This window comes from Shouchella rhizosphaerae, from assembly GCF_900142675.1.
In the GTDB taxonomy this organism is placed as follows: domain Bacteria; phylum Bacillota; class Bacilli; order Bacillales; family Bacillaceae_D; genus Shouchella; species Shouchella rhizosphaerae.
Genome location: NZ_FRBS01000006.1, coordinates 85,318 through 111,213, shown reverse-complemented (window position 1 = coordinate 111,213; position 25,896 = coordinate 85,318). Strand labels below are relative to the sequence as shown.

22 protein-coding genes and 1 pseudogene are annotated in these 25,896 nt (G+C 45.4%); 4 read left to right on the top strand and 19 right to left on the bottom strand.

From position 1 onward, the window contains the following. Window positions 1-106: 106 nt before the first annotated feature. The 6 genes and pseudogenes from BUC05_RS16875 to BUC05_RS16850 form a co-directional block, all read right to left on the bottom strand. Window positions 107-1,381 carry an MFS transporter gene (locus BUC05_RS16875; protein WP_011245238.1) on the bottom strand — a complete coding sequence of 425 codons (1,275 nt, stop codon included), beginning with the start codon at window positions 1,379-1,381 and terminating at the stop codon, window positions 107-109. Between the two features lie 13 nt (window positions 1,382-1,394). After that, the gene (gene rhaM, locus BUC05_RS16870) at window positions 1,395-1,709 is read right to left on the bottom strand and encodes an L-rhamnose mutarotase (protein ID WP_011245237.1); all 315 of its coding nucleotides are present in this window, start codon (window positions 1,707-1,709) and stop codon (window positions 1,395-1,397) included. 78 nt (window positions 1,710-1,787) lie between these two features. After that, window positions 1,788-3,860: a bifunctional aldolase/short-chain dehydrogenase gene (locus tag BUC05_RS16865; protein ID WP_073305410.1), complete on the bottom strand. Its 2,073-nt coding sequence runs from the start codon at window positions 3,858-3,860 to the stop codon at window positions 1,788-1,790. 22 nt (window positions 3,861-3,882) lie between these two features. Further along, on the bottom strand, window positions 3,883-5,154 hold the full coding sequence (gene rhaA, locus BUC05_RS16860) for an L-rhamnose isomerase (RefSeq protein ID WP_073305657.1): 1,272 nt from the start codon (window positions 5,152-5,154) through the stop codon (window positions 3,883-3,885). 48 nt (window positions 5,155-5,202) lie between these two features. Continuing rightward, window positions 5,203-6,567, bottom strand: a pseudogene (gene rhaB / locus BUC05_RS16855) (rhamnulokinase); the annotation flags it as partial. A gap of 245 nt (window positions 6,568-6,812) precedes the next feature. Next, a complete protein-coding gene (locus BUC05_RS16850; RefSeq protein ID WP_035205472.1) occupies window positions 6,813-7,784 on the bottom strand; it encodes an AraC family transcriptional regulator in 972 nt (323 codons plus the stop codon). Window positions 7,785-8,126: 342 nt separating this feature from the next. Here BUC05_RS16850 and BUC05_RS16845 point away from each other — a divergent pair, with 342 nt between their 5' ends. Continuing rightward, window positions 8,127-9,542, top strand: coding sequence for an APC family permease (locus tag BUC05_RS16845; protein WP_011245233.1), 1,416 nt, complete (start codon window positions 8,127-8,129; stop codon window positions 9,540-9,542). Further along, window positions 9,539-10,441, top strand: a complete 903-nt coding sequence (locus BUC05_RS16840) for an agmatinase family protein (protein ID WP_035205474.1) — start codon at window positions 9,539-9,541, stop codon at window positions 10,439-10,441. The genes BUC05_RS16845 and BUC05_RS16840 overlap by 4 nt, the downstream gene beginning before the upstream one ends. A 47-nt stretch (window positions 10,442-10,488) precedes the next feature. Here the strand turns inward: BUC05_RS16840 and BUC05_RS16835 are convergent, their stop codons facing one another. The 12 genes from BUC05_RS16835 to BUC05_RS16780 all read right to left on the bottom strand — a co-directional run bounded on the left by BUC05_RS16835 (window position 10,489) and on the right by BUC05_RS16780 (window position 21,680). Continuing rightward, a complete protein-coding gene (locus BUC05_RS16835; protein WP_035205476.1) occupies window positions 10,489-10,866 on the bottom strand; it encodes a VOC family protein in 378 nt (125 codons plus the stop codon). Window positions 10,867-10,946: 80 nt separating this feature from the next. Then, on the bottom strand, window positions 10,947-11,720 hold the full coding sequence (locus BUC05_RS16830; protein ID WP_167369585.1) for a helix-turn-helix domain-containing protein: 774 nt from the start codon (window positions 11,718-11,720) through the stop codon (window positions 10,947-10,949). Window positions 11,721-11,848: 128 nt separating this feature from the next. After that, the gene (locus BUC05_RS16825) at window positions 11,849-12,640 is read right to left on the bottom strand and encodes an SDR family oxidoreductase (protein WP_035205477.1); all 792 of its coding nucleotides are present in this window, start codon (window positions 12,638-12,640) and stop codon (window positions 11,849-11,851) included. 295 nt (window positions 12,641-12,935) lie between these two features. Continuing rightward, window positions 12,936-14,099, bottom strand: coding sequence for a hypothetical protein (locus BUC05_RS16820; RefSeq protein WP_011245228.1), 1,164 nt, complete (start codon window positions 14,097-14,099; stop codon window positions 12,936-12,938). Window positions 14,100-14,705: 606 nt separating this feature from the next. Then, the gene (locus BUC05_RS16815; protein WP_011245227.1) at window positions 14,706-15,284 is read right to left on the bottom strand and encodes a YkoP family protein; all 579 of its coding nucleotides are present in this window, start codon (window positions 15,282-15,284) and stop codon (window positions 14,706-14,708) included. A 225-nt stretch (window positions 15,285-15,509) separates the two neighbouring features. Then, a complete protein-coding gene (locus tag BUC05_RS16810) occupies window positions 15,510-16,559 on the bottom strand; it encodes a Gfo/Idh/MocA family protein (RefSeq protein WP_011245226.1) in 1,050 nt (349 codons plus the stop codon). After that, window positions 16,550-17,473 carry a sugar phosphate isomerase/epimerase family protein gene (locus tag BUC05_RS16805; protein ID WP_035205478.1) on the bottom strand — a complete coding sequence of 308 codons (924 nt, stop codon included), beginning with the start codon at window positions 17,471-17,473 and terminating at the stop codon, window positions 16,550-16,552. The genes BUC05_RS16810 and BUC05_RS16805 overlap by 10 nt, the downstream gene beginning before the upstream one ends. A gap of 265 nt (window positions 17,474-17,738) precedes the next feature. Further along, entirely contained in the window at window positions 17,739-18,440 is a 702-nt protein-coding gene (locus tag BUC05_RS16800) for a glycerophosphodiester phosphodiesterase (RefSeq protein WP_035205480.1), read from the bottom strand. A gap of 50 nt (window positions 18,441-18,490) precedes the next feature. Continuing rightward, window positions 18,491-19,369, bottom strand: a complete 879-nt coding sequence (locus tag BUC05_RS16795; RefSeq protein WP_011245223.1) for a carbohydrate ABC transporter permease — start codon at window positions 19,367-19,369, stop codon at window positions 18,491-18,493. 13 nt (window positions 19,370-19,382) lie between these two features. Beyond that, entirely contained in the window at window positions 19,383-20,330 is a 948-nt protein-coding gene (locus BUC05_RS16790; protein WP_011245222.1) for an ABC transporter permease, read from the bottom strand. 12 nt (window positions 20,331-20,342) lie between these two features. Further along, window positions 20,343-20,873 carry a glycerol-3-phosphate responsive antiterminator gene (locus BUC05_RS16785; protein ID WP_011245221.1) on the bottom strand — a complete coding sequence of 177 codons (531 nt, stop codon included), beginning with the start codon at window positions 20,871-20,873 and terminating at the stop codon, window positions 20,343-20,345. Between the two features lie 6 nt (window positions 20,874-20,879). Next, entirely contained in the window at window positions 20,880-21,680 is an 801-nt protein-coding gene (locus BUC05_RS16780; RefSeq protein WP_011245220.1) for an HAD-IIA family hydrolase, read from the bottom strand. A gap of 444 nt (window positions 21,681-22,124) precedes the next feature. On the opposite strand from BUC05_RS16780, the gene BUC05_RS16775 reads away from it, so the two are divergent. Beyond that, window positions 22,125-23,732 (top strand): extracellular solute-binding protein, encoded by a 1,608-nt coding sequence (locus BUC05_RS16775; RefSeq protein WP_084140079.1) that lies wholly within the window; start codon window positions 22,125-22,127, stop codon window positions 23,730-23,732. A 133-nt stretch (window positions 23,733-23,865) separates the two neighbouring features. Beyond that, window positions 23,866-25,038, top strand: a complete 1,173-nt coding sequence (locus BUC05_RS16770) for an MFS transporter (RefSeq protein WP_011245218.1) — start codon at window positions 23,866-23,868, stop codon at window positions 25,036-25,038. Window positions 25,039-25,097: 59 nt separating this feature from the next. On the opposite strand, the gene BUC05_RS16765 is transcribed toward BUC05_RS16770, so the two are convergent. Beyond that, on the bottom strand, window positions 25,098-25,853 hold the full coding sequence (locus tag BUC05_RS16765; protein ID WP_035205486.1) for a glycerophosphodiester phosphodiesterase: 756 nt from the start codon (window positions 25,851-25,853) through the stop codon (window positions 25,098-25,100). Between the last annotated feature and the right edge of the window lie 43 nt (window positions 25,854-25,896).

Sequence of the window (25,896 nt, the reverse complement as noted above, 5' to 3'; positions counted from 1 at the left end):
CGATTTACTCTCCTGCCATGTTACTCGTATAGGTTCGATTTTGCTGACTGTAATCCTCTTTTTGCTGAAACGCCCTTCTATGCCTTAGCCTCGCTGTTAAGTCCAGTTAAGCGCTTTTCCCATAACGTTCATGTTGGATTTCTTCCAATGACCGGTTCCTTGTCTCTGGCGCCATGATAACGCCGATGACTAGGCTAATGACCAAGAAAGCAATCATGATCATTCCTGATGTTTGAAAGCCGATTGTCGAAATCATTGCCGGAACGACAAGGGAAATCAACCCTACGCCAATTCGTACGACGCAAAACATCAATCCTTGGGCTTGGGCACGGTATTTTGTATGGAACAACTCGCTCGCAAACAGCGCATAGAACGCCTGGGCACCGAAGCCTGCAGCCAATCCCCAGATCGTTACAAACAAGGCAAGCTCGGTCATGCCCATACCGCCAAAAGTCAGAATGAGCCAGGCAATGATGCCCAAAACCCCTCCCGTCCCAAACAAAAGCTTACGGTTCACTTTATCGCCAAGCTTAATAAACACCGCATAAGTAGCAATCACCGTAAATGTCCAAAGGACGCCTTGCAGCAAATTGGCTTGTGCTGCTGACAAACCGCCTACCGTTTCATAAATATATGGCATAAAATATCCCATTGTCCCAGCGACAAGGTTCCAGAAAAAGTAGATGCCAATGAGAAAGATAAGCGCTTTCAAATTTGCTTTGATCGTAAACAAATCTTTTAACGAGCCTTTCACAGCAGCCTGGCCAGATTGAGTCAGCCGTGCTTTTTCTTGCTCTTTTTCCCATATTTGCGATTCATTGATTTGCTGTTGCAATATCCAAGTGATGATCGCCACCACAAACAATTGCGCAAAGATCAAACGGCTGCCTAGTAAACCGAGGGGAGCAAGCGCTACCGACAAAAAAAGCGTAATAGCAGGCCCAATCGACCAAGCGAACTGGGACCAACCGACTCTGGCAGCTCGTTCGTTAGGCGGCGCCTCTTCGGCAATATACGTCCAAGCTGCTGGAATTAACGCGCCAACAGCAATGCCAACGATGACATAGCCGGCAAGCAGCATAGGAAAGGAAAAAGCAAAGACAATGAGAAGCATGCCTGCCATATATAGCAACAAATCATATTTGTAAATAAATTTCCTGCCATAGCGGTCGACTAAAGCACCGCCAATCAGAGCCCCGATTGCTGCTCCAAAGCCATTAGCACTCAAGGCGCCTAGCAATCCTACCCACATGTCGGTCAACTGCAAATACTCGACCCATAATGTTAGCCCACCGGCGCCCGCAACAATAGCGCCTGCTTCTAAATAATTGGACATCGCTACCGTAATCGTGGCTTTCATCCCTTTATTTTGCCGCACCATCCTTACCACTCCCTTATGCTAAATAAAAAACTTCTTTTAAATCATGGGAAACTGGACTTAGATCATCATTTGTTTCCATTAGCGGCGCCATATACGCCCACCATTTTTGGCATATCTCTGTTTTGGCGACTTCGCTAAAACTGTCTTCGTCTTCAACAAGCAAATAGGCAAACAGCTGGCCAGTCTCCTCTAACAGAAAAATCGAATAATGGTGGACACCATGGGCTTTTAGCATTTCCGCCATTTCTGGCCAAAGCTTATCGTGGCGTTGTTTGTAATCATCGTACTTATCTTTGTAAACCTTCATTACTGTAGCTTTGCGAATCATGCTCGTTCACTCCTCTTACTTTGATCGTCTTTTCATACAAATTTCCTCCCCGCATTTTTAACGGAGAGGAAACCACCCTTATCTTGGAAAAGCTGCTGGTACGCCGCCATCTACAGTTAACATACAGCCCGTCGTCTTTTCTGACTTGGACGAAGCAAAGAATAAAACTGCCTCGGCAATATCTGCGGGAAAAATATGGACGCCAAGCGTTGTCCGTTTTTTGTAATGGTCTTCAAGTTCATCAGCTGCAATTCCGTACGCAGCTGCTCTTTCTTCACGCCAAGCCGAATCCCAAATCGCTGAACCTTGCAAGACGGCGTCAGGGAGAACCGTATTAACGCGGATTCCGTAGGTGCCCCCTTCAGCGGCAATGCAGCGGGCGAGATGGGCTTCCATCGCTTTGGCTGCGCTGTAGGCTGATGCGTTTTTTCCTGCGTAAACCGAATTTTTCGAGCCGATAAACACCATGCTACCGCCTGTGCCTTGCTCTTTCATTTGCGCAAAGGCTTGGCGGGCGACGAGAAAGTAGCCTGTCGCAAGCACATCGAGATTGAGCTGCCATTCCTGTAAAGTCGTCTCATCAAAAGGGCTTGATGTGGCAAGGCCGGCATTGTTGACAACAATGTCAACGCCCCCGTATGTCCGGGCTACGTCGGCAAAAGCTTGCTTGACTGCTTGTTCATCTGTGACATCCATTTTTAGTGCAAGTGCCCGGCCAGCACCGAATTGCCCATTTATTTCTGCCGCTACTTCTTCTGCCCTTTCAAGATTGAGGTCAGCCAACACGACGTGTGCGCCTTGCGCAGCGAATTGCCGGGACGTTTCGCTGCCGATGCCCCCTGCTCCCCCTGTCACAAACGCCACTTTGCGCGAGAACGTTGCTTCTTTTGGAGCAAGCGATAGTTTGTAAAGCTCCAATGGCCAATATTCAATTTCATACGATTCGGCTTCATTTAGTGAAACAAACGAGCCTAATGCATTCGTTCCACGCATGACCGCAATCGCTCGTTCATAAAGAGCGCGGCTCACTTTTGCGTTTTCAACCGCCTTGCCGCTGCTAATCAGGCCGATGCCTGGGATGAGCAACACGCGCGGCGACGGTTCAAACATCGTGTCGCCTTCACGGCGGTTGCGCTCAAAGTAGCGAATGTATTCCTCTTTGTATGCGGCTATTCCGTTAAGCACCGCTTGCTTCAAGCCTACTTCGTCACTTGCATCAGGCACCCAATCGATAAACAAAGGCAATCGCTTCGTATGGACAAGATGGTCAGGGCAGGCAGCGCCAATTTGCGATAGCTCCTTTGCCTCTTTGCTGTTGACAAATTCAAGGATAGGATCGCTATCATCATAGGTCACAATCATGTTCCGCCCATTATGGGCCACTGCCCCCCGTAGCGCCGGCATGATGTTGGCCAGCAATGCTTGGCGCTCTTCTTTTTTTAGCCCTGCTGTCGCAGCTCCGCCAAAAGGCGCGTTTTTGCCTCGCTTTTTCTCGATAAATTGCTCTGCTTCATTAATCACAGAAATCGTGCGGTCATAACTTTCTTTAGCTGTTTCTCCCCAGACGACAAGGCCATGTTTTTCCATTAGCACAAGCTCCGCTTTCGGGTTCGCGTCTACTTGTTTTGCAATCATTTTAGACAGCGCAAAGCCAGGGCGAATGTAAGGCACCCATACAAAGCGGTCACCAAATAGCTCTTCTGCCAATTCGCGGCCATTTTCAGCACAACATAGGCTAATGATGGCATCTGGGTGAGTGTGGTCGACATGCTTAAATGGCAGAAAAGCGTGAAGCAGCGTTTCAATCGACGGGCGCGGGTGACGAGGGTCGATTAGGCAATGCCCCAAATAGGCGACCATCTCCTCATCTGTCATTGCTTCCCGTTCTTTCAGCGGCAAGACATCGTCAAGCCGCAAGCCCGTAAAGTTGTTTGCTCCCATTGTAGCCAGATCAGAGCCACTGCCTTTGACCCACATAACGTCAACTTCATTGCCGCGAAAGTCAATTTCAGTCGTTTTCATCGACGTATTGCCGCCGCCCCAATTGCAGACAGATCGGTCGGCGCCAATCAAATTGGAGCGGTACACCAACTCATCGAGCCCTTGACACAATTTGCTTGCTTCTTCCACATTCCACAGATGTTGTACCATGACGATCCCTCTTTCTAGTAAATTAGCGTTGCTTCGCTTTTTCGCTTTCACGCTTCAGTTGGACTTGCTGTTCGTATTCCTTGACGACATCTAGCCACTCGGTTTCTGTCGGCACTCCTTGGCGTTTGCAATACTCATCCCACATGTCGCCAAACGGATACGTTTTTAGCTGTTCTTGCATGGCTAAGCGCGACGTGAAATCGCCTTCATCTTGCAACTGCTTTAAATGGCGATGGGGCATTAAGGCTGCATACAATAGCGCCTTTGCCATATTGCGCGTGCCAATGGCCCAGGCAGCGACACGATTAATGCTTGCATCAAAAAAATCAAGACCAATATGGATGTTGCCAAGAGCATCGTTACGGACTAGTTCAATCGCAATTTCTCGGAGCTCATCGTCAAAGGTGACTACATGGTCACTATCCCAGCGGACAGGACGGGAAACGTGCAATGCCAACTGATCGTGGAATAACAACATCGCTGATAGTTTGTTAGAAACGACTTCTGTTGGATGAAAATGACCGGTGTCAAGCAAATACAGCTTGTTGTTTTGGTTCGCATAGTTTAAATAAAACTCGTGTGACCCGACAACGTACGCTTCTGAACCGATGCCAAACAATTTGCTTTCAACGGTATCAAGAACAAGCATTGGGTCGTATTCGTCTGCATAAATCGCATCTAAAGACTCTTTTAAACGCTTCCGTGGCGTTAGCCGATCACTAGGCGTATCTTTATAACCGTCTGGCACCCAAATGTTTACTAGCGATGGCGTCCCCAACTGTTCCCCAAAATAGGCAGCAATTTTCCGGCATGCCTTACAATGGTTAATCCAAAATGTGCGGATTTCCTCATCTGGGTGGGCAAGCGTCAGTCCATCAGCAGCCTTAGGATGGCTGAACACCGTTGGGTTGAAATCAAGGCCAATGCCTAATGATTTCGCCCATTTAACCCACTTTTCAAAATGCTCAGTCTTCAATTGATCGCGTTCAATTGGCACGCCATCCGTTTCGGCATACATGGCGTGGAGATTGACGCGGTGCTTTCCAGGAATTAAACTTAGCGCTTTTTCCAAATCACGCCGCAGCTCTTCACCATTCCGCGCTCTGCCCGGATGATTCCCCGTTACATCAATGCCTCCAGACAACTCGTTCGCAATCACCTCTGTTCCATGAAGGTCATCTCCTTGCCAGCAGTGGACAGAAATGGGCACTTGTTTTACTTTCGCGAATGCTGCCTCGACATCTATACCTAATTGTTCATATTGCACTTTAGCGCTTTCAAATCGACTCGACACGTGCGATTCACTCCTTTGTGGTAGAAAGTAAGTAACAGGAAACGCTGTCCTGACTAGTGCACGACCTTCCTCTATGCGAGAAAGCTCTCCGTCTGCAATCGCTTGCACAAGCAGATTGCCAACAGCAGTTGCCTCAGTTGGACCAGCGATCACCGTTTTGTTCGTCCGGTTTGCTAAACGTTGGTTAATCTCCTTGTTCAGCGCCCCGCCGCCAATAATATGGATTTGCTCATATGGCTTTCCTGAAATAGCTTCAATTTCGGTTACAGCTTTGTCATAACTGGCAATCAGACTATCATAAATACACTTAGCCAAATCACCTGGCGATTCAGGAACAGCAAGCCCCTTTTCACGGCAAGCTTGTTGAATTTCCTCGATCATGTTTTCTGGCTTTAGAAAACGATGTTGATCGACATCCATTTCCCCGGTATACGTTGACTCACTCGCTGCTTGCGCCAGTTGAGAAAAGCTCCAATGCCCAGGGAGCAGCCTTTGTACTTCTTGGATCATCCATAAGCCCATGATGTTTTTTAAAAAGCGAATACGGGAGCCAACGCCGCCTTCATTCGTAAAATTGGCAGCCATCGCCTGCTGGCTACATATCGGCGTGCGGTTTTCAATGCCGATGAGCGACCACGTGCCTGAGCTGATGTAAACCGATGTTTGTTTTTCTGGGAGCGCCGCAATGGCTGAAGCTGTGTCATGGGTAGCGGGCACAATGACTTCGAGTTGGACGCCCAGTTCTTTTTCCATGCTTTCTGTCAAAGAACCGATCTTTGTGCCAGGATGCTGCAATGGCTGAAACATTCCACAAGGCAAACCGAACTCTTTCAGTAGTTGTCTATCCCAATCCTTTGTATGGACATTGACTAACTGGGTTGTCGTTGCGTTCGTATACTCATTGACTTTCACACCTGTCAGCAAAAAATGAAAATAATCGGGCACCATTAGAAATGCATGGGCTTGCTCAAGCAACTCCGGGTTTTGTTTTTTTAACGCCAATAGTTGGTAAAGAGTGTTAAAAGGCTGAAAAGCAATACCCGTCCGTTCGTATAATGCCTTTTTTCCGTAAGTCTCGATCACACCTTCCATCACCCCGTTTGTGCGCGGGTCACGGTAGGAGATAGCGTCTGTTAACCGCTCGCCTTTTTCATCGAGAAGGACAAAATCTACCGCCCATGTATTCATGCCAATGCTAACTGGCTGTAACCCTGATTGAACTGCCACTCGTATGCCTTTCTTGATTTCGCCAAACAAGTGGTCAACGTCCCAACAATAATGGCCGCCCATTAATTGAGCCTGATTGTCAAACCGGTAGACCTCTTGTAAATCGATGCCAGCCTCGCTTATTTTGCCGGCCATCACCCTGCCGCTTGAGGCGCCAATATCAACGGCCAGCCGATATTCCCCCAATGTTCCTCCCCCTTTCTCGCTATAGAACGATTACTTGTATCTTACGTGTTTGTCACGGAAGCCACTATAGCGTCATTCACCAAAATACTGTCGTTATTTGCAAATATTGAATCAATTAGACTGGTTGAAAACGCATGTTAGATAGGGAGGTCTGAAAAAGGAAGATAGGAATAGCACAGAGGGTTCATGAGTAGGTGACCGAGACAAACGGCGACGGGTCAAGCGCTTGTCTTCGGCCAAACGCATCATTGAGGAGGCGATGACGCGTGTTTTTTTCGATAAACGAGAGGAGTCGTATGAAAATGCTTCTTAAAAATTTGATAGAAATAGCTGAAGTTGTCATAGCCAATTTCTTGCGCAATAACGGATACAGGTAAGTCCGACTGAACGAGCAACTCCTTTGCTATGTCCAGTCTCCTTTCTTGTAACAGCGCTTTAAATGTTTTTCCCGTCTGCTTCTTGATGACTTTGCTAAGCAAGTAATGGGGCTGGTTCAGCCGTTCAGCAAGCTCATATAGAGAAGCGTGTTTGTACTGCTCATCGATATAAGCAAACGTTTGCCGAATCCATTGGTTGTGCAAAGACAGCTTTTGCTTTCCATCTAATGTATTCGCTTTCTTTGCCAACTCAATCATGAGCATGCCGACATACAACTTAATGGACGCTTGCGAATAAGCGTCTGGCTCCATCATTTCCTCAACCATTTTCCTCAGCAGTTGTTGCACAGACGCTTCTTTTGCACATTTAAAATAGAGGAACTGTCCTAGCGGTTCGCTACCATGAATGCTGTCGATGAGGAATGAATAAAACGGCCCTTCCACATTTAAAAAGGAGAAAATGTAATTAAAAAAAGACGGCTGAATAATAAAATTAATAATGATATCTTCTGTACCGCATGCCTCGATCTCGTGTTCAATATGCTGGTTTAATACAACCAGCTCCCCTTTTTGCAATTCGACTGCACGATCGCCAATCGTTTGCTTTAAACTGCCGTTATAGACATAATTCATTTCAATGTAGTCATGCCTGTGTGGAGGAAAATCAATAAAGCGCGTATGCTTGCGGATCATGATTTCTGTCCCTGGGGCAAGAAACTTATTGGCTTCAATAATAAATTGTTGCTTTGATGTATAACGTGCTTTCATTACACGCCGATATTCAAGAATGTCTTTTTCTTCTTCTGTAAGCGGCAACATTTTTTCAAGCAACCCCACCATTGGTCCTCCTTTTTCGTCTTGCTTGTCTAGTCTCTGAAGTTATGGACTACTATCTACTGGTCTTGTATCTGCTTTGTTCCTCGCCACGCCTAGCAGCATTTGTTCAATCATGCCACTACCGCTTTGCTGTCCTCGTATATATATGACTTGGCCCTTTTTAAATCAAATTCAACAAAGAAAAAGGAAAATCCTTCTTTTATTGGATATGAACTCAAACGCCACCATGAATATATATTCGTTTTCGGCAATTAAACTATTGATAAATACAAGGACAACGTTTAATATAATAAGAATTAATGCATTTTTATACAAAAATCTTATGCAACAGGAGCACAACAGACGATGAAGAAAAAAGGAATGACTACTACTGACTTCTTTGGACTGGCATTCGGCAGCATGATCGGCATCGGTTGGGTGATCTCTGTGCCCCAATGGATGGCCTCGGCAGGAAGCCTAGGCGCAATCATTGCCTTAGCAGTGACAATACTGCTTGTCATTCCAATTGGCTTTGTTTATGGAGAGCTCACGTCCAGCCTAAAATTAAGCGGTGGCGAATTTGCCTATACCCATTATGCACTTGGCAAATGGCCAGCATTTATTTGTGGCTGGTTTCTGATTTTAGGCTACCTTATTATCTTGCCATGGGTTGCGATTTCCGTGCCACTCTTGTTCGCTTACGTTTTTCCGCTATTAAACTCGTATCCCCTTTACACGCTAATGGGACAAGTCGTCTATTTGCCCCACATTCTGCTCAGTTTAGCGATGATCTTCGGTCTATCCTGGTTGAACTACCGTGGCGCGACATTGTCAGCACGCTTTCAAACGATTGCTACAGCGATGATGCTTGTCACATTCCTTGCTTTTTTAGGTGGCGGCTTTTTCCTAGGCGATCCTCAGAATGCAGCACCTTTGTTGCAGACAGAAAATGGGCATGCATTTAACGGCATTATTTTGGCGGTCTCCTCGATTCTATTTTTTATGAATGGCTTTGATACTGTTTCAAAAACGGTTGACGAGGCTGAAGCAAGCATTAACTACAAAAACTTAGGCAAAGTCACCGTCGGGACAATCCTTTTAGGCGGTGGGCTGTATATGGTTATTGTTCTTGCTTCTGCCTTTTTAATGCCTGCCTCTGAAATGGGGGAAATGGGGGCGCTCCCTCTTATCCATGCATTAGAAGCCCGTTCAGGTTCAATGTTGTTGCCGCTTATTGTCGTATTTGGCGTGCTGCTTGGCGTCATTACGACTTTCAATGGCTTTTTACTGGCCGGAAGCCGTCTGATTCAATCATTTGCGGCTCGCGGTTTTATCCCTAAAGGATTTGCAGCAAAGCATACTCGTTATAAAACGCCTCACAAAACGGTGTGGGCAATGGCGGCCTTTTCTATTGTCGGAACCTTATTTGGCAGTGGCGCCCTACTCCCACTCGTTATTATGGGAGGAATTGCTTTTCTCATTGCATGGTTTTGTATGGCATTTGCGGCCGTCACCATTCGCCTCAAACAGCCACATTTACAAAAACCATATAAAATGCCAGGCGGCATCTACATGGCTTATGCTGCTACGTTTTTTTCGGCGGTCTTGCTAGCCGCAATGCTGATTCCTGGTACGCCGATTTCGATGGGCATGACGGAGTATATCCTCTTTTTCATCTGGCTCGCAGCTGGAGCTGTCCTTTATGTTTGCTACACACGCCGAAGTGTTCCAAACAAGGTAGAAGTTACACATCTAGAAGATAAAGGAGTGCATCAAGCATGAAACCATATTCTACTTTTGGCATTGTCGGTTTCCCTTGGGATGGAGGGGCCTCCCTTGGACGGCCTGGGTCTCGGTTTGCTCCAGAAAAAATACGAGAAGCCTTTGCCTGGTTTGCCAATCGCATCGAAAACAACCAAGTGTACAATGTAGAAAAGCGAAAAACGTTCACATTGCCGAAAAACGCGTTAACCGATTATGGCAATATTGAAATTGCTGCCTACAGCACAGACCAAACGTTTGCACAGGCAGAGGCAAAACTGAAAGCAGTGCTTGCTGATCATGCCTTTCCCTTTGTGCTTGGCGGCGACCACTCGATTTCCTATCCGCTCATTAAGGCGCTGCACGACCAGAACCCTGGAAAACGGATAGGCATTATCCAGTTTGATGCCCATCTTGACCTCGTTGACGAATCCCCTGTCCAAGGGAGGTTTTCACAGAGCAGCCAAATGCGCAGAGCGATTGAGCTTGAACATGTTTCTGCTAAAGACATTGTCCAAGTAGGGGTACGCAGTTATAATTACCCTTGGTACGCCAACTATTTAAAAGATATCGGCATTCACCAAATTACCGCGCAGGAAGTTCACCAGTCAGATCCGTTGGCCATTGCCGAACAGATTAAATCCGTAATGGAAAACGTCGATCTTGTTTATTTAACATATGATATGGATGTTCTCGATCCGGCATACGCACCAGGAGTCGGCGCCAACGAACCAGGCGGGCTGACGCCAGTTCAAAGTTTCGCGATTCTAGATGCGTTGTACCCCATCGTTGATGCGTTTGATATTGCAGAAGTCAATCCACTGTATGACCATCAAGACATCACTACTGCTATGGCGGCGCGCATTATGTTTGATTGTTTTGTCGCTAGGATGGAATGTGGGGAAAACGCTCAAACATAAGCAACAACAGCGATTTAAACAAAACAGGTTTAAATCGCTGTTGTCTTTTATACAAACAAACTAATTAAATTCCCGTCTGGGTCTTGGACAATCGCATAACGTTGCCCCCAAAAGGCATCCCATGGCTCTTTATAGCCAACATAGCCTTTGTGGACAATCTTCGCATAAAGCTGGTCCAGCGCTTCCCTGCTTTCACAACGAAAGGCCAGCTCAACCCGGTGCCCCGTTGGCTCTTCCCAGCTGCCGTAAATTCCCTTTGCCATTTCCAGCTTATCAAACGCCAGGCGAACCCCTTCCTGGTCAATTTCAACGTGCATGTCGTCATTGTGCGTTTCCGCTATTTGAAAGCCAAGCAATCGGTAAAAATCAAGCGCTTCTCTCATATTGGCAACCACAATTCCGACCATATCTAATTTTATCGTCATAACAAATGACTCCTTTCAATAGGCTATAAGGCCATTATTGCCTATTATCCCAATCGGAGCTTGAAAAAACCGGACAACTTTTAACGATTTGTTGCTTGGCACGCGATTTGTGCCATTACTGTCTGTGGGGCCAATCCGTAAAAACGCTTAAATTGATTCGACAAATGGGCATGGTCGGCATAGCCGTATAATAGAGCCAAATCAGCAAGACGTGCATGGACGTTTTGCTGCAAGCCTACTAACAAACTTTGGAATTGGACGACTTCCAATACTTCTTTCGGGGAAACGCCAAGCTCATGGGCAAACGTACGGCGCACAGTCCGCTCACTGTAATGTTCCATTTCTGCAAGCTTACGGACAGAGAGCATACCTTTGTTTGCAAAAATATGACCCATGCAGCGCTCAAACAAGCGTTCCGGTCGATATGCCTTATCTAGTTTTTTTCGTAAGACCGCCTCAACGACCGCAATTCTCTCCTTCATATCGCGGGCTTGTGCGATCGTCTCGGCGATTTCAAAGGCTGGATTCCCCCATACTAGCTCTAGTTCAATGCCTCCGTCTCCAAAATCAGCAGGGTGGTGGCGCAATAATGTATGGACCGAATCCGAATAGAAGCGGATTCCGAAAGAAAAGGTTGGCTCTGTCAACGGCAAAACGTCAAATCGATTCATAAAACCGGCCACAAATGCCTGTGCGTTATTGTCAGTGATCGAAACAATTAAATCGACGCATCCATCTGGAAGAATACGATTGGTGTCGCGCTTTCCCTCCTTGGAACGAGCTCGTCCAATAACAGGCCACATAGGCGGATAAATCAAAGCTTGGCGCATACTCAGTATACTGGTAGCTATCATCGCTTTCTTGCTGCAACCATGGCGCCTGAACAGGACGAAACAAGCGCATACACGGATCCCTCTCTTCCAACGTACATGTAGTCTGCTTCTTGCCTTCATGATACAGTGCCTTTCAGCCAAACCAAAGATTACAAAGCTTTCACTAATCCGCCGTCGACGAGAAACGCTTGTCCAGTCACATACGTATTAGCTCCAGAGCAGAGAAAAACGGCATGCTTGGCAAACTCCTCTGGTTTGCCGTAACGCCCAAGAGGGATGCTTTTTTCTGAAGCCTGTTTTACGTCTTCGTATGACATTTGCTTTTCTTTTGCGGCTAAACGGTCAAGGCTTTCAACCCGGTCCGTGGCAATGCGCCCTGGACCTAACGTATTAATAAGAATGTTGTCTTTTGCCAACTCTTGCGCTAGGCTTTTGGCAAGGCCTAGTACCCCCGCGCGGAACGTATTTGACAACAGCAAATTGTCAAGTGACTGCTTTATCGATGAAGACGTGACATTCAATATATGGCCACCGCCTTGCGCCCTCATGTATGGCAGCACGCCACGGATGGCGCGCACGTAGCTTAGTAAGTTTAATTCGTAAGCATTTTGCCAGTCGCCATCTTCAAACTGGTCAATTCCCCCAGCTGGCGGGCCTCCAGAATTGTTAATTAAGACATCGATAGCCCCGTGTTTTTCGTTTGCAAAAGCCAGCGCTGCCTCAATATCTTCTGCTCTAGTCATATCGCAGCGGCAACACGCAATCTGGGGATTGCCTGTATGCGCCTGTATTTCTCCAACTGCTGTCTCCAATGCGTTAATATCTCGGCTAGCTAGAACAACGCTTGCTCCTTCTGCCGCAAATTCGCCAGCAATCGCCCGACCAATTCCTTTGCTTGAAGCAAACACAAGTACCGACTTGCCTTTGACGTTTAAATCCATATCCATGCCTCTCCTTCCCCATCGGTGATTTGGTTTCATTTTAATGTCAGTTCATTCACTTTTCAATCTGTTATCATCGGACTTGTTGGCTATTCATTAAACGTTTGATTAACTCATGCCAGCGCTCCCTACAATACTTGACGCCCTTTGCTCTCTATATTCTTCATTGACAGGGGCGCTCCTCCTTTTTTGAATGCGGAAAAACCTTGCACGTTGCGCGCAAGGTTCAGCCTGTAGATAACGGGTTTCCCGCAAGCGTTTTCTATTTAGGATAATGGTGCCTACTTATTGGCATTTATAAGGTTGTTTCAATTGATTCAACCGTCACGGACCCATCATCATGCATCACGGTGCCTATTGTAATCGCTGCCCCGTGCTCAAACTCCTTGTCAAGATCACGTTTTTGCAATTGTTTTGACAAGTCATAAATGACTTCTTGGTGGGGGATGTAAACAAGGATGCTTTGCTTGTTTTCTCCTGCATAGCCTAAAAAGGTTGCGTCCACAAACTGGGCACGTTCCCCTTCATCAGGGGTGTATGTAATAAAGAAGGTTGAAACTTCATTCTCGCCATTTTGTTCTGTAAAGTAGATGCTTAAAACCATGCCAGTACGCACGGATTCAAAACTTGACTCCAACCCTTCACTAAGGACAAACCATTTTGGTCCATACTCGGTTTCAATGGCAAAGCGATTTCCGTTAATTTCGACTACTTGGCCATGATTGTTCCATTGGATGATTTCCTGATTGGCCGGGCTCTCTTGCTGGTCTAAATTATTGCTTTCATTCTCTTGTTCACCAGTTTCATCTTGTGATGTTGATTCTGTTTCTGCCACGCCGCCACCATCCTTTTCTGCCTCATTATTGGTATTAACTGCAAGGCCTTCCAATTTATTTGAATAAGAATCATCATTTATCGTATCATTTGTCGTTTCTGTGCCGTGGCTACTCGAATCATCCTCTCCAGCAAGTGTTGTTGTTTCTTTTGAATGTGTTTGCTTCTGCGCTGGTTCCGCTTTGTCCAACTTGTTATGTTCAGATGTTGCTTCGAGACTACCTGTTTCATTATCGGTTTCGACACTTTCTTCATATGTAGGTTCACTGGTTGTTTTAAATCCATAAACATTCGTTTCTACGTCACCATCTTTAAGTGTATATAAAAATGTACCTGTATTGTCGGTTCGCTTCTCGACTAGTGAGGCCAGCAGCATTTTATACGCTATTGGCGATTGCCTAATGGCAGGAGCTTCTAAAAAACTCCCATGGGCCGCAATGGCTACTTGTTCAACACCAGTTCCAATTGTCGGTAAATCAGCAGAAGCCATAGCCGAACTTTGGGAGCAACCTGCCATTCCAATTGCTACAGAGGACAAAACACCTGCTTTCGTTCTTTCCATGCGTTGAACCCGCTTTTTTTGTTTATCCGTTCGGGCTGTTTCCACCCTAGATAACGTGGACATTCCAATCACTCCTCCCGTATTAAAGTCGCCTCTTAGTAGTAGGTCATAACTTCTTCTTTCCACCAAGCAATATAGCCCGAAATTAAAAGGCTTTCAATAGTCCAGAGTCCATAGTCGTATAGCCCAGCAAGCAAAACCGCTCATTTCGCTCGGCATCAGTTTGAATATAATGACTTTAATTACAAAATATACCTATAAAACTTTTTAATTGAAGTAAATTAAAGGAAATACCAGGTCCTAAATACCCACTTACCTTCCACATCAACTTGCCATCAAGCATGATCGTTCAAGCCTAAAGACTCTTTTCTGACTATATCTCTTCTTTACGCCAGATTAAAGAACGTACGTTCCTCTAAATGAAGGAATTTAGACTCATTATGCACCTCGTTTTGTGCTCTTTTTGCGCATACCGCTAACGTTTCCAGACCATAAAACAGTCTATTCTGGCAATATATTTTGTTACAAGAAAAATCCACTCGCTTAATTCAGGTATATATACTCAGGTCTTTTATCATTAGCGGGTATTTTTTCATGGAAAATATAAAAACTAAGTAAAAATTCCTGAGTTAAATGGCTATATTGTGATGGCAGTGTCTTTCTCATGCTTTAGGACTGCACTAGCTTTGGGCCGTACTTTTCCAACAGACGTTGTTTAGACATAAACACGTACATCGGGGAAGGGATTTTCCGTGATTTAGTAGGAAATTTTGACATAGACAGCAAAAAAATTGGATGTTGCGATAACCTTTTTAACCCCTTATAAAAGCGATTTCGAATAGGGTGTGCTTCAAATCCGAGTCGTTCACAGCCCCTGTTTAACATCGTTACGCCAATAATCCCTTTAATGTCCTCCACATTTTCTTGCCTCTCTATGTAAAAGGCGAGAGGAGGCATCGATTCTTTTACTTTTTGCACTAAAACTTTTGCCTTTTTTAAATCGTTATCAATAGTAAATAGTTCTTTAATTAAGCGGACATTATGCAAGTGAATTTTTACGAGCACATCATTTTTGCAAATTTCCTGTCCATCTGCCAAACAAACTTTCGGCCCTTTATAGCGAATTTGCTTGATTCGAAAAACGGTTGTATTGGTTTTCGCACTTTCTGGATAATGAAGCCGGGAAATATAAAAATAAATTGGATCAAGCACACTCCAAGTGGATAAAAAGTATAGTTTAAGTTTCATCACGATCTCCTATTTGCCAATGGGGTCCTTTCAGACATTATGATGCGAAATAGGAAAGATGAATATAGATGGGAAATTTAGGGGATGATGCAGCCTTCAAACCACCTATGTTTACTCGCGCTCTAGTATAGCTTGGACAATCTTTACGTCATTTTTCAATCGCCAACAAAAGCCTAATTTCTCCAAAGAGAAATTAGGCTTTTCACCTAAACAAAGACAGCCTTTTTACAAGCTAATCGCCCGTTTCCGCTCAGAAGACAAATAAATGCCTTCCAACATTTTCATTAATGCTAGCCCATCTTCGGCAGGAGCAGGAGAAGGAGCGCCAGTTAAGCACGCTTCCACAAACGCATCCACTTGTTTTTGGAACGCACTGTCAAAATGGAACGTGGGATGATCCAATTGCGGCTCAATGTTTAAAATCGTATTTTGTTCTTCAGCTACAAGGGTTAGTGCTGGTTCTAGCTCAGCACCGCCTTTCGTTCCGAATAACTGCATGGAAAGGTGGTCTTTTTTGGTATGAAGGGAGTACGAAACGTCAACCATAAGCGAGCTGCCATTTTCAAACGTTATTAAGGCATTGGCTAAATCTTCAACTGTATTCGTGGCTGCATCGTAGTCAGCTGTTTTATAGAACGAAAGGTGCTCAATGTTGCTGCGGTTTCCGAGTTTATCATAGACATGGCCCGTTACTCGTTCAACGTTTGGCCGCCCCATTAAGTACCAGCAACAGTCAATGATGTGAACACCTAAGTCAATAAGCGGGCCACCTCCAGACAGCTCTTTGTTCGAAAACCACCCGCCAGGATTGCCGACGCGCCGCAACAGTGAAGCCTTTGCGTAATAAATATCGCCAAGTTTTCCGTTATCAATGAACGCCTTCAGCACTTGAGTATTTGCCCCAAAACGGCGAACATAGCCGACTTGCAAGATCGTGTTCGCCTCCTGTGCTGCCGCTTGCACTTTTTTGGCCTCGGCGACAGTCAGCGCCAGCGGCTTTTCTACAAGAACATGCTTTCCTGCTCGGAGCGCCGCCACAGCCAAGTCTGCATGTGTTTTATTCCAAGTGCATATGCTGACCGCATCGACATTCGGATCGGCAAAGACATCATCTGCATCGGTAAATACGTTTGCAACGCCATAGAGCGCCGCTTTTTCATAGGCACGCCCTTCATTGACATCACACAAGCCATACAGCTCCGCGTTTGCATTGGCTGCGTACGATTTTATATGCATGTCAGAGATTGTCCCTAAACCAATTACTGCTACACGCATTCATTGCTCACCTCCTCTGCCGTTACTTTCCAGCCGTCTAGTGCCACTTCATTCCACAAACGCTTGACGTTATTCATAGCGATTCTCGAGCCGGTAAAGCAATCTTCCATCCCTTCAAATTCAACAGCGATGTAGCCATCATAATGGTGGACTTTTAGTAGGCGGATAATTTCTCGGATCGGCAATTCGCCGTGGCCGACGATGGCACCGCGCAAATAATTGCCGTTTACTGTTCGAAACCATGGCCCTTCCCCGGGATTCTCGTAGTATGGGCGCACGTAGAAATCTTTAAAATGGACGGTCGCTGCATCAGGCAAATTTTTACGGATGCCAACAAGCGGATCTTCGTCTGCACAAAGAAAGTTTCCAATATCAAGTGTCGTCTTAAAGTTGTCGCGATCAACAGCGCGAAGCAAGCGCTGGACACGGTCACTTGACTGGACATTGAAGCCGTGATTTTCAATTGTTGTTGTCATGCTATACTGTTTGGCATAATCAGCAATCAGCTGGCACCCTCGAACCATTTCCTCAAAGTGGTCGTCAAAATAATGGACTGTCCGCTGTTCCGGCGGGAGCGAAAACGCTGTCACGTCATGGCGCAAAAGCTTAATGCCCATATGATGGACGACATCGACATGTTTTTGGATACGTTCAACTTCTTCCTGAAAAGCTCGTTCCGTCGGCTGGATGAAATTGGCTGGCATGCAGTAGGCTGATAACTCAATCCCTGTTTCCGCTGCTTTGTCTTTCAACTTTGTCGCCAATTCGTAGTCATCTACAACCGAAAAGCCATAAGGGACGAGCTCCATATGGGTGCCGCCATTGTCGGCTACCCACTGAAGGGCATCCACTATTGTGGTGCGCCCATCTTTTAACGCTTGCAACAGGCTGTATGAACTCAATCCTACTTTCATATGTTTTACACACTCCTTCAAATGGGTTGGTGCTTCCCGGCAAGGCCGTTAAACGTCGCTATTCACTCCGCGTTGTTTTACAACAAACATTTCCACTCCCTTATCAAAAACGTCAAAGCATTGGTCCCATTCGTATATTTCGTCAAAAATGGCTTAATTCCCTGTGGGAAATATTTGCTCTCCTTTTACACTTTTTTGTGGTTTAGAAATGGCGCTGTTCATACAGTTGCGCATCTTCGTTATTATTTCGATATGTGCCCAATAGTTAGGCATGGTAGTTCTCTTTGAACAGCTCCAATTCGTTTACCGTACATAGCACGCCGGGCCTTTTCGCCATTCTTTCACACGCTTCTTTTGTGTCAATTGGCCAAACAATGAGCTGATAGCCACGCTCCTTGCACTGATCGGCAAAGGCCTCTGTATAGAAACGAAGTTCCATTGCAATAGAGGACGCCTGTATTTGTTCCATATAAGGAAACAATGCTGGCGATGCGTCACTTTTGATTAAGCCAATTTCCAAATCGGGGGCAACCTCCCTCAACGTCTTCATTGATTCGTGGTTAAATGAATTGACGTAGACGTCATTGGCCATTCCTTTTTCCTCTATTAATGCGGCTACCTTCCTCTCTAACCGGGGATACATGTTCTCGATTTGCTTTAACTCGATTGCGACTTTCACGCGCCCTTTTGCCAAGTCTAACACTTCTTCAAGTGTCGGAATCCGTTCGTTGCCGCTCGTTTTTAAACGGCGCAGCTCTTTTAATGTATAGGCATTAATTAGGCCAGTGCCATTGGTTGTGCGATCGACGGTTTTATCATGCATAATGACAGGCACTTCATCACGGCTTAAGTGAACATCTACCTCAATATGGGAAAATCCAAGATCTATGCTTGCTTCATAAGCGGCAAGTGTGTTTTCAGGATACTTTGCGGAATAGCCTCTATGGGCAATTGCTTGTACGTCCATCTTCTTTCCTCCCTTTGTCTTCTCATGTTTATGGTTTAACCGCGTTTTCATTACCCTTTGATGGAACCAATCATGACACCTTTTACGAAAAAACGTTGCAAAAATGGATACAACACCAACATTGGCAAGCTGGCTACGACAACAACCGCATATTTTAAGCCTTCCACTGTTAAGGCGTGGTTGTCTAATGTCGAATCGCTCACTTGTACCATTTCAGACAGTTGATCTTGGATCAGCATTTCCCTTAAGAACAGTTGAAGGGGAAAAAGATTTCTGTCCGTTAAATAAATCAATGCGTCAAAAAAAGCATTCCACTGGCTGACGCCGTAAAACAAAACCATGACCGCAATCACGGGCTTTGACAACGGCAACAATATCTTGATTAAATATTGGATGTTGGAACAGCCATCCAACTCTGCCGATTCCCGCAGTTCATTAGGGATATTCTGGAAGAATGTGCGAATAATAACGACATTGTACACCGATACTGCCCCAGGCACGATCACTGCCCAAATCGTGTTCAACATCCCTAAATCACGGACGAGCAAATAGGTTGGCACCATTCCCCCGCTAAAGAACATCGTAAAAACAAGAAAAATCGTCAACACGTTTCTGCCATAAAAGTCTTTTCGTGATAGCGGATAGGCGACCATAATCGACAAAAGCAAATTGAAGGCCGTTCCTAAAGTCGTATAGAGAAAAGTATTGCGAAACCCTATCCAGACGTCTTCATTTTGAAACACGCTTTTATAGGACTCGATCGTTGGATCGATTGGGAACAACCACAAATCCCCCCTTAAAATGGCTGCTGGATCGCTAAACGAAGCACTAAGCACATAAACGAGTGGATACAAAACGATTAATGTAATAAGCGCCACACACATGTAAACGGCTATACCAAAAAGGCGATCGCCTGTGCTTTGTTTCATGTACATTCCTCCCCTACCACAAACTCGTTTGGCTTGTTTTCTTTGCTGTGTAATTGACAAAAATCAGAATAAAAAAGTTAATCGCTGATTCAAATAGACCGATTGCTGCCGAATAACTGTATTGGGCGCCTGCGATTCCTGTTCGGTAAATATGGGTAGCGATCACGTCAGATGCTTCCATGTTGAGCTGGTTTTGCATTAAAAATACTTTTTCAAAACCAACGCTCACAATGCTCCCTGTCTGCAAAATCAGCAAGATGATGATCGTCGAGCGAATCCCTGGCAAGTTGACATGCCAAATTCGCCTTAAGCGGCTAGCGCCGTCGATTTTAGCGGCTTCGTGCAGCTGTGGGTCAATGCCGGCAAGAGCAGCCAAATAAATGATCGAGCTCCAACCCATTTGCTGCCATACATCGGAAAACACGTATGTCGTTTTAAACCATTCAGGCGAAGTCATAAAGGCAATTTCCGAAATGCCTAACAAGCCGAGAATCTGGTTAACGAGGCCATTAGGTGACAGCAGTAAAAACAGCATTCCTACGATAACGACAGTCGACAAGAAATGGGGCGCATACGTCACTGTCTGGACAAAACCCTTTGCTTTTTTATAACGAATTTCATTAATGAGCAAGGCAAGAATAATCGGAATTGGAAAGCCAATCACTAAGTTATAGAGGCTTAAGCCGATCGTATTTCCGATCAAGCGTTCAAAATAAAAACTTTCAAAAAAACGAATAAAGTGTTCCCATCCGACCCACGGGCTTCCCCAAATTCCTTCGGCGGCGATAAAATCTTTAAAGGCAATTTGCACGCCATACATAGGGTAATACTTAAAGATCAAAAAATAGACCACAACCGGAAGGACAAGCAAATAAAGATCCCAGTTGCGTTTGATCCCGTTCCATCTTCTTTTCGGCGGCGTTTTCAGCGGCTTTTTTACCTGTTCAATGCGATTTTCCACAAACAGTACCCCCTAAATAATGCTAGCTGACACGGCGACCGCGCCTGCATGAAGCGCGTTTTCCATTTCTTGCTTTGTTTTAAACAATCCGCCGGCTACAATTGGCACGGTAGTCATCTCAACTAATTCCTTTATGACCCTCGGCATTAACCCAGGCATCGCTTCTACTGCGTCAGGCTTGATTTTGTTAACCGTTTGTACAGCCTTTTCCATTGCTTGTGTGTCAATTAAAAAAACACGCTGAATCGTCTTTAACCCACATTTTTTCGCCTGGATAATCGATTGGCTCCTTGTGCTAATGATGCCATCAGGTGCGATCACTTCGGCGATGTAACGCATGCCATCAGGCGTGTGGCTTTCTATTCCAGAAATCAAATCGACATGGACGAACACTTTTTTGTTTTGTTTCTGGAAACAATAAACTTGGTCAGGCAGCAAATGCATCTTACCAGTAAGTAAAAAAATCGTGTCCACATTCGAATTGCGGCACCTTTTTTCTTGTTGGCTGTCTGTCAGTGCATGAATAAACGGTTGCGTAAACATACGGCTTTACCCCTTTATTGTTTGATAGATCTCTTGAACAGATGCATAGACACTAGTTGGGTGATGAGCCGTACCGAATAGCTGGTCTTTTGTTGTAACGCCTGAATAGACTAAAATGGTATCGATTCCTAATGCATTGCCGATCCCAATATCACTTAATAGCGAGTCCCCTATGATTACTGCATCGTCTATCTTTCCTTCCATTACGCGCAATAGCGCTTTTTGCATCCAATAAGATGGCTTGCCGACTGACACTGTCTGGTGGCCAAACCTTGGATGGTCTAGCAATCGGGCCAAAGAGCCCGTATCAATTAAAAACCCTTTTGGATGCGGGCAAAGTAAATCTTCATTGAGCAAAATAAGACTCGCCCCGTTTTGAATGAGCCAAAGTGCTTCTTGCAATTGGCGGTACGTCAAATCAGGCGACATGCCAAGCACCACAGCTATTTGCTCTGGCCCGTTTCCCCTTTCACAGTCACCTATATGCAAACCTAGTTCAAAGAGCTCTTCTCTAATCATGTTCGAACCGGCCACATAGAGTTTCCTGCTTGCCAAGCCATTCGAGTGCACGTATTCGATTAAGCCCATAACGGGGGTAAGCAACTGGTTATACGTAATCTCCAGCCCTAACTTTTGCAAATCAGCACTTAGTACTTTCCTAGAGCGAACAGGATGGTTCGTTAAAAAATAAACATGCTTGCCGTTGGCGCATAAAGCATCGACTAGCTCCTTTGCCCCTGGCAACAACATGCCCCCATGGAGCAATGTCCCGTCTAAATCAAAGAAATAATGGCTGTATTTGTCCATGCCCATCCTCCTTTTTTCCACAACAAAAAACCCTAATAAACACTGGTACACGTAGCTTAGGACCAGCATTTACAAGGGTTTTCTCATCGTCTCCACCCACATATTCAGTTTGTACCTTTCCCTTTTAGTATAAAAAAGGAATGTTAAGACAGAGTGAATCTGTCATTAAGATTTAGAGGCCCGCTATTAAACAGGCACTTACGAGTTGTCCTTTTAAAATAATTGAATGCGCTTCCTTTGTCAATGTCCAATCATTTAATTTGCTTATTATTTACAATTTTTTAATTGACATTCGCCTATGTTTAGCAGATAATATGGCGTAACAACAGTTCATATACGGGTGGAGTCTTTCTGGAGAAAACCCTAATTAGCGCCAAACCATGGCGTTAATTAGGGTTTTTCTGCGTATATGAGCGAACTTAATTGATTGGGGGACATATCGTTATGACGAAAAAGCATTGTTTGTTGATTGCCGTGGCCGCATTAGGAGTAGCCACAACAGCATGTGCAGACGCTGGCGAAGATACAGCGACAGAAAGCGAAAACAAAGACATCGTTAACGAATCAGGGTTTCCGATTGTGAAAGAGCCGATTGAATTGACGTTTTTTACTGGCAAATCAGAACCAAACTCCAACAACTTTGAGGAAACATATGTATGGAAAACGTATGAAGAAATGACAGACATGAAAATCAATTTTGAGCTTGCCGCTTTCGATGGATTAGCGGAAAAACGAAACTTGCTATTTGCAAGTGGCAACTACCCTGATGCCTTTTATTCTGCCAGGCTGACCGCGAGTGATTTGGCGACGTATGGCGAGCAAGGCATTTTAATCCCGTTAGATGACTTAATCGAAGAATATGCGCCTAACTTTAAAGCAGCGTTAGACAAACATCCCGATTTACGCAAAGGACTAACGATGCCAGACGGACACATTTACTCGTTCCCGTCCTATTACGACCCCGATTTTTTGCCGATGCTGATTGGTGTGCCGCTATGGATAAACGACGAGTGGCTTGACGAACTAGGGATGGAACGGCCAACGACGACGGACGCGTTTTATGACTATTTAACGGCAGTAAAAAACACGCCAGAATTAGCTGAAGGAGAAATAATTCCATTTTCAGGAACAAATATGACAGAAATTCGCGGACAGCTTCAAGGGGCTTGGGGATTTGGCAACCGGGGTGTTGGCCATAAATTTATTGACGTCGACCCAGAAAATGAGGGGGAACTGCGCTTTTTCCGTACCGATCCGAAATACAAAGAATTTCTCGAATACTTGAATAAACTATATACGGAAGAGCTGATCGATCCTGAAGTTTACACACACGATAGCGGTCAACTGCTGGCAAAAGGAGCAGAAGGACGAATTGGCGCTGTTATAACGAGCAACCCAGAAACATTAATGAATCAAGATCATTATTCTGGCGGTGAGGCGTTAGAAGGCCCACACGGTGATAAGTTGTACAGCCATGTCAAACCACCTCTTGTCCATGTCGGCGCATTCGCGATTACGGACAAAAATGAGCACCCTGAAGCGACCGTGCGGTGGATCGATTACTTCTTTGGCGAGGAAGGCGCTACGTTTTATTTCATGGGCAAAGAAGGAGAAACGTACACGAAACAGGAAGACGGCTCCCTAGAATATACGGAAGAAATCACCGACAACCCTGATGGTTTGACGCAAGACCAAGCATTGGCATCGTACATTACTTGGCTTGGCGGCAGCTATCCTGGCTATGTGCAAGAACACTATTTTAAAGGCTCAGAGTCGCTGCCCAATTCAATTGAAAATGGTGAAAAAGCCGCCGCAAATGCCCCTGAAGAAATTTGGAATGCTTTTAACTACACAAGAGAAGAGCAACAATTCCGCGATTCCGTCGGCGCTGACCTTGAAACATTCATCAACGAAACAGAAGACGCTTTCATCACTGGCAGAAAACCACTAAGCGAATGGGACGATTATGTCGCCCAAGTTGAAGCGATGGGCTTGGAAGAATATATGTCGATCCAGCAAGCTGCCTATGAGCGGTACCAAGAAGTCGATTAAATGACGCCTACGGCGGGGCTTAAGTTGTTTTTAATACAGATTGTGGCCAATCCCGTTTATTGCTGATCAGCGAAACAGTTGGTATGCTTTCTTTAACGACCATAGCTTTGGCAAAGAAAGAAGGCACTGATGGATGGAATCTGACCGCACATGGAAAATTTGGCGAACATATGGGTGGCGGGCCACACTTTTAATCGGAACAGAATTCTTTTTGACGTTCAGCTTTTTTATGTTTGTTCCTTATATTTCGTTGTACGTCACTGGCGAACTTGGCTATTCCCTTAGCTTTGCCGGTTTGCTGCTGGCGCTTCGTTTAACAGGCCAGCAAGGGTTTATGATGTTCGGTGGTTATCTAGGCGATAAATTGGGCTATAAAACAATGATGTTTATTGGCTTTGTCTGCAGAGGCGTCGGATTCGCTGGAATGGGATTCGCCCAGTCCCCTGCTTTGCTGTTGTTTATGGCGGTAATTGGCGGTCTTGGAGGAGCTTTGTTCAGCCCAGCACTGAAATCTTTATTGATATACAAACAACCGAAAGCGCATCATAAAAAGTTGTTCTCTTACGTGAACATTACGGGCAATGCTGGTACAATTCTCGGCCCCTTATTTGGCGTGTTGTTTTCAGCGCAACAATTTCCGCTCCTTAGCATGCTTTCCGGGCTGTTGTTTGTTCTAATTGGTTGTACATTATTAGGGCTGCCGATCCAACAAGAATCAGCAAATAGCGACATTTCGTTCTTATCTGGATTGAAACGAATTGTCGCCAACCAGCCGCTGTTAATGATGATTGGGTTGATGATCCCTTACCATTTTATTCACCAGCAATTGTTTTTAACATACCCCGTCATTGCAACCAAGGTAAGCGGCAGCTCAGGCTGGATCTTTACACTTGTCACCGTGATTGTCATCACAACACAAATGAAAGTAACCGCATGGACATACCGTTTCACCGCTCGCCAATCGCTCCAAGCAGGTTACCTGATACTTGGAATAACGTTTTTGCCGCTGCTTGCCTTTGAACATGTCATTACGCTTACAGTTTCATTGATGGGTATTGCCTTATCGGTTACACTGATGCAGCCCACCTTTCACTCCTATATAGTCAGCCAAGCTTCTTCGCAAACGCTTGGTATTTTTCTCGGCTTTTCTAATCTGGCGATGGCTGTTGGCGGCGCGCTTGGCAACATTACTGGCGGCAGCCTCTACGAATGGTTTGAAACCAATCGCTTAGGTGGCTTCTATTGGGCTATTCTCGCGCTACTGTCCTTTATTGCTTATGTCACAGCAAAAACGCAAAAACAGTAAGCCCGTACTATAGCATCTTCCTACAGAGCGAGAGAAGATGGATAGAACGGGCGTTTTTCTCATATCATTCCATCACGTAAGGCAATGGCACGGCTAGGATAGTCTGTCATGATCGTGCCTACTCCTTTTGCAAGCAACTGCCGTATTTCTTGGTCTTGGTTAACTGTCCAGGCGCGGATAACGGAAAGCAATCCTTCCTGCTCAAAGGCATTTCCTTCGGTTAAAAGAATCTTCCTGTCGACATGGAGCGACTCGAATTGAAAGCAGCTCATGTAATCAGCTGCCAACGGCAAATTGATGTTAAGCAACCACGCGATATTAGCTGTGTTGTTGAGTTGTTTGAGCCTTAGAAGTATCGGCATGTGAAAAGAAGAATAAATGATTTTCGTTTGACTTCCCCAGGCCTGGACCGTTTCGAGCACACGGCGCTCAATTCCTTTATGTTTTGCTAAATGTGGCTTCAGTTCAATATTGGCTTCGGTACCGAACGGCGCTAGAAAACAAAGCACTTCCTGTAAAGTCGGGATCCGCTCCTGATCCCAACTCGGTTCATATTCAGGGAAGTGGTTGAAACGGCAGCCTGCACTTAATGCCTTAAGCTTACGCAACGAATAATCGTGCACGTAGCCTGTGCCATCGGTTGTCCGATCTACCGTGTCATCATGGATGACGACAAGCTCCCCATCTTTCGTCACCTGAATATCCAGTTCCACTCCGTCTGCGCCTTGTTCAAGGGCTGCTTGAAAACTTAGCAGTGTGTTTTCTGGATGTGTACCCATTGCGCCGCGATGGCCATAAATGTTTGTTTTTTTCATTCTTATTTTTCCTTTCCCCAACGAACGGATCGCTTCCCTTGTT

Coding starts and splice junctions, on each gene's coding strand:
- BUC05_RS16875 (WP_011245238.1), bottom strand. CDS start 1,381: ATGGTGCGGCAAAATAAAGGGATGAAAGCCACGATTACGGTAGCGATG.
- rhaM (WP_011245237.1), bottom strand. CDS start 1,709: ATGATTCGCAAAGCTACAGTAATGAAGGTTTACAAAGATAAGTACGAT.
- BUC05_RS16865 (WP_073305410.1), bottom strand. CDS start 3,860: ATGGTACAACATCTGTGGAATGTGGAAGAAGCAAGCAAATTGTGTCAA.
- BUC05_RS16850 (WP_035205472.1), bottom strand. CDS start 7,784: ATGGTGGGGTTGCTTGAAAAAATGTTGCCGCTTACAGAAGAAGAAAAA.
- BUC05_RS16845 (WP_011245233.1), top strand. CDS start 8,127: ATGAAGAAAAAAGGAATGACTACTACTGACTTCTTTGGACTGGCATTC.
- BUC05_RS16840 (WP_035205474.1), top strand. CDS start 9,539: ATGAAACCATATTCTACTTTTGGCATTGTCGGTTTCCCTTGGGATGGA.
- BUC05_RS16835 (WP_035205476.1), bottom strand. CDS start 10,866: ATGACGATAAAATTAGATATGGTCGGAATTGTGGTTGCCAATATGAGA.
- BUC05_RS16830 (WP_167369585.1), bottom strand. CDS start 11,720: ATGATAGCTACCAGTATACTGAGTATGCGCCAAGCTTTGATTTATCCG.
- BUC05_RS16825 (WP_035205477.1), bottom strand. CDS start 12,640: ATGGATTTAAACGTCAAAGGCAAGTCGGTACTTGTGTTTGCTTCAAGC.
- BUC05_RS16820 (WP_011245228.1), bottom strand. CDS start 14,099: ATGTCCACGTTATCTAGGGTGGAAACAGCCCGAACGGATAAACAAAAA.
- BUC05_RS16815 (WP_011245227.1), bottom strand. CDS start 15,284: ATGAAACTTAAACTATACTTTTTATCCACTTGGAGTGTGCTTGATCCA.
- BUC05_RS16810 (WP_011245226.1), bottom strand. CDS start 16,559: ATGCGTGTAGCAGTAATTGGTTTAGGGACAATCTCTGACATGCATATA.
- BUC05_RS16805 (WP_035205478.1), bottom strand. CDS start 17,473: ATGAAAGTAGGATTGAGTTCATACAGCCTGTTGCAAGCGTTAAAAGAT.
- BUC05_RS16800 (WP_035205480.1), bottom strand. CDS start 18,440: ATGGACGTACAAGCAATTGCCCATAGAGGCTATTCCGCAAAGTATCCT.
- BUC05_RS16795 (WP_011245223.1), bottom strand. CDS start 19,369: ATGAAACAAAGCACAGGCGATCGCCTTTTTGGTATAGCCGTTTACATG.
- BUC05_RS16785 (WP_011245221.1), bottom strand. CDS start 20,873: ATGTTTACGCAACCGTTTATTCATGCACTGACAGACAGCCAACAAGAA.
- BUC05_RS16780 (WP_011245220.1), bottom strand. CDS start 21,680: ATGGACAAATACAGCCATTATTTCTTTGATTTAGACGGGACATTGCTC.
- BUC05_RS16775 (WP_084140079.1), top strand. CDS start 22,125: ATGACGAAAAAGCATTGTTTGTTGATTGCCGTGGCCGCATTAGGAGTA.
- BUC05_RS16770 (WP_011245218.1), top strand. CDS start 23,866: ATGGAATCTGACCGCACATGGAAAATTTGGCGAACATATGGGTGGCGG.
- BUC05_RS16765 (WP_035205486.1), bottom strand. CDS start 25,853: ATGAAAAAAACAAACATTTATGGCCATCGCGGCGCAATGGGTACACAT.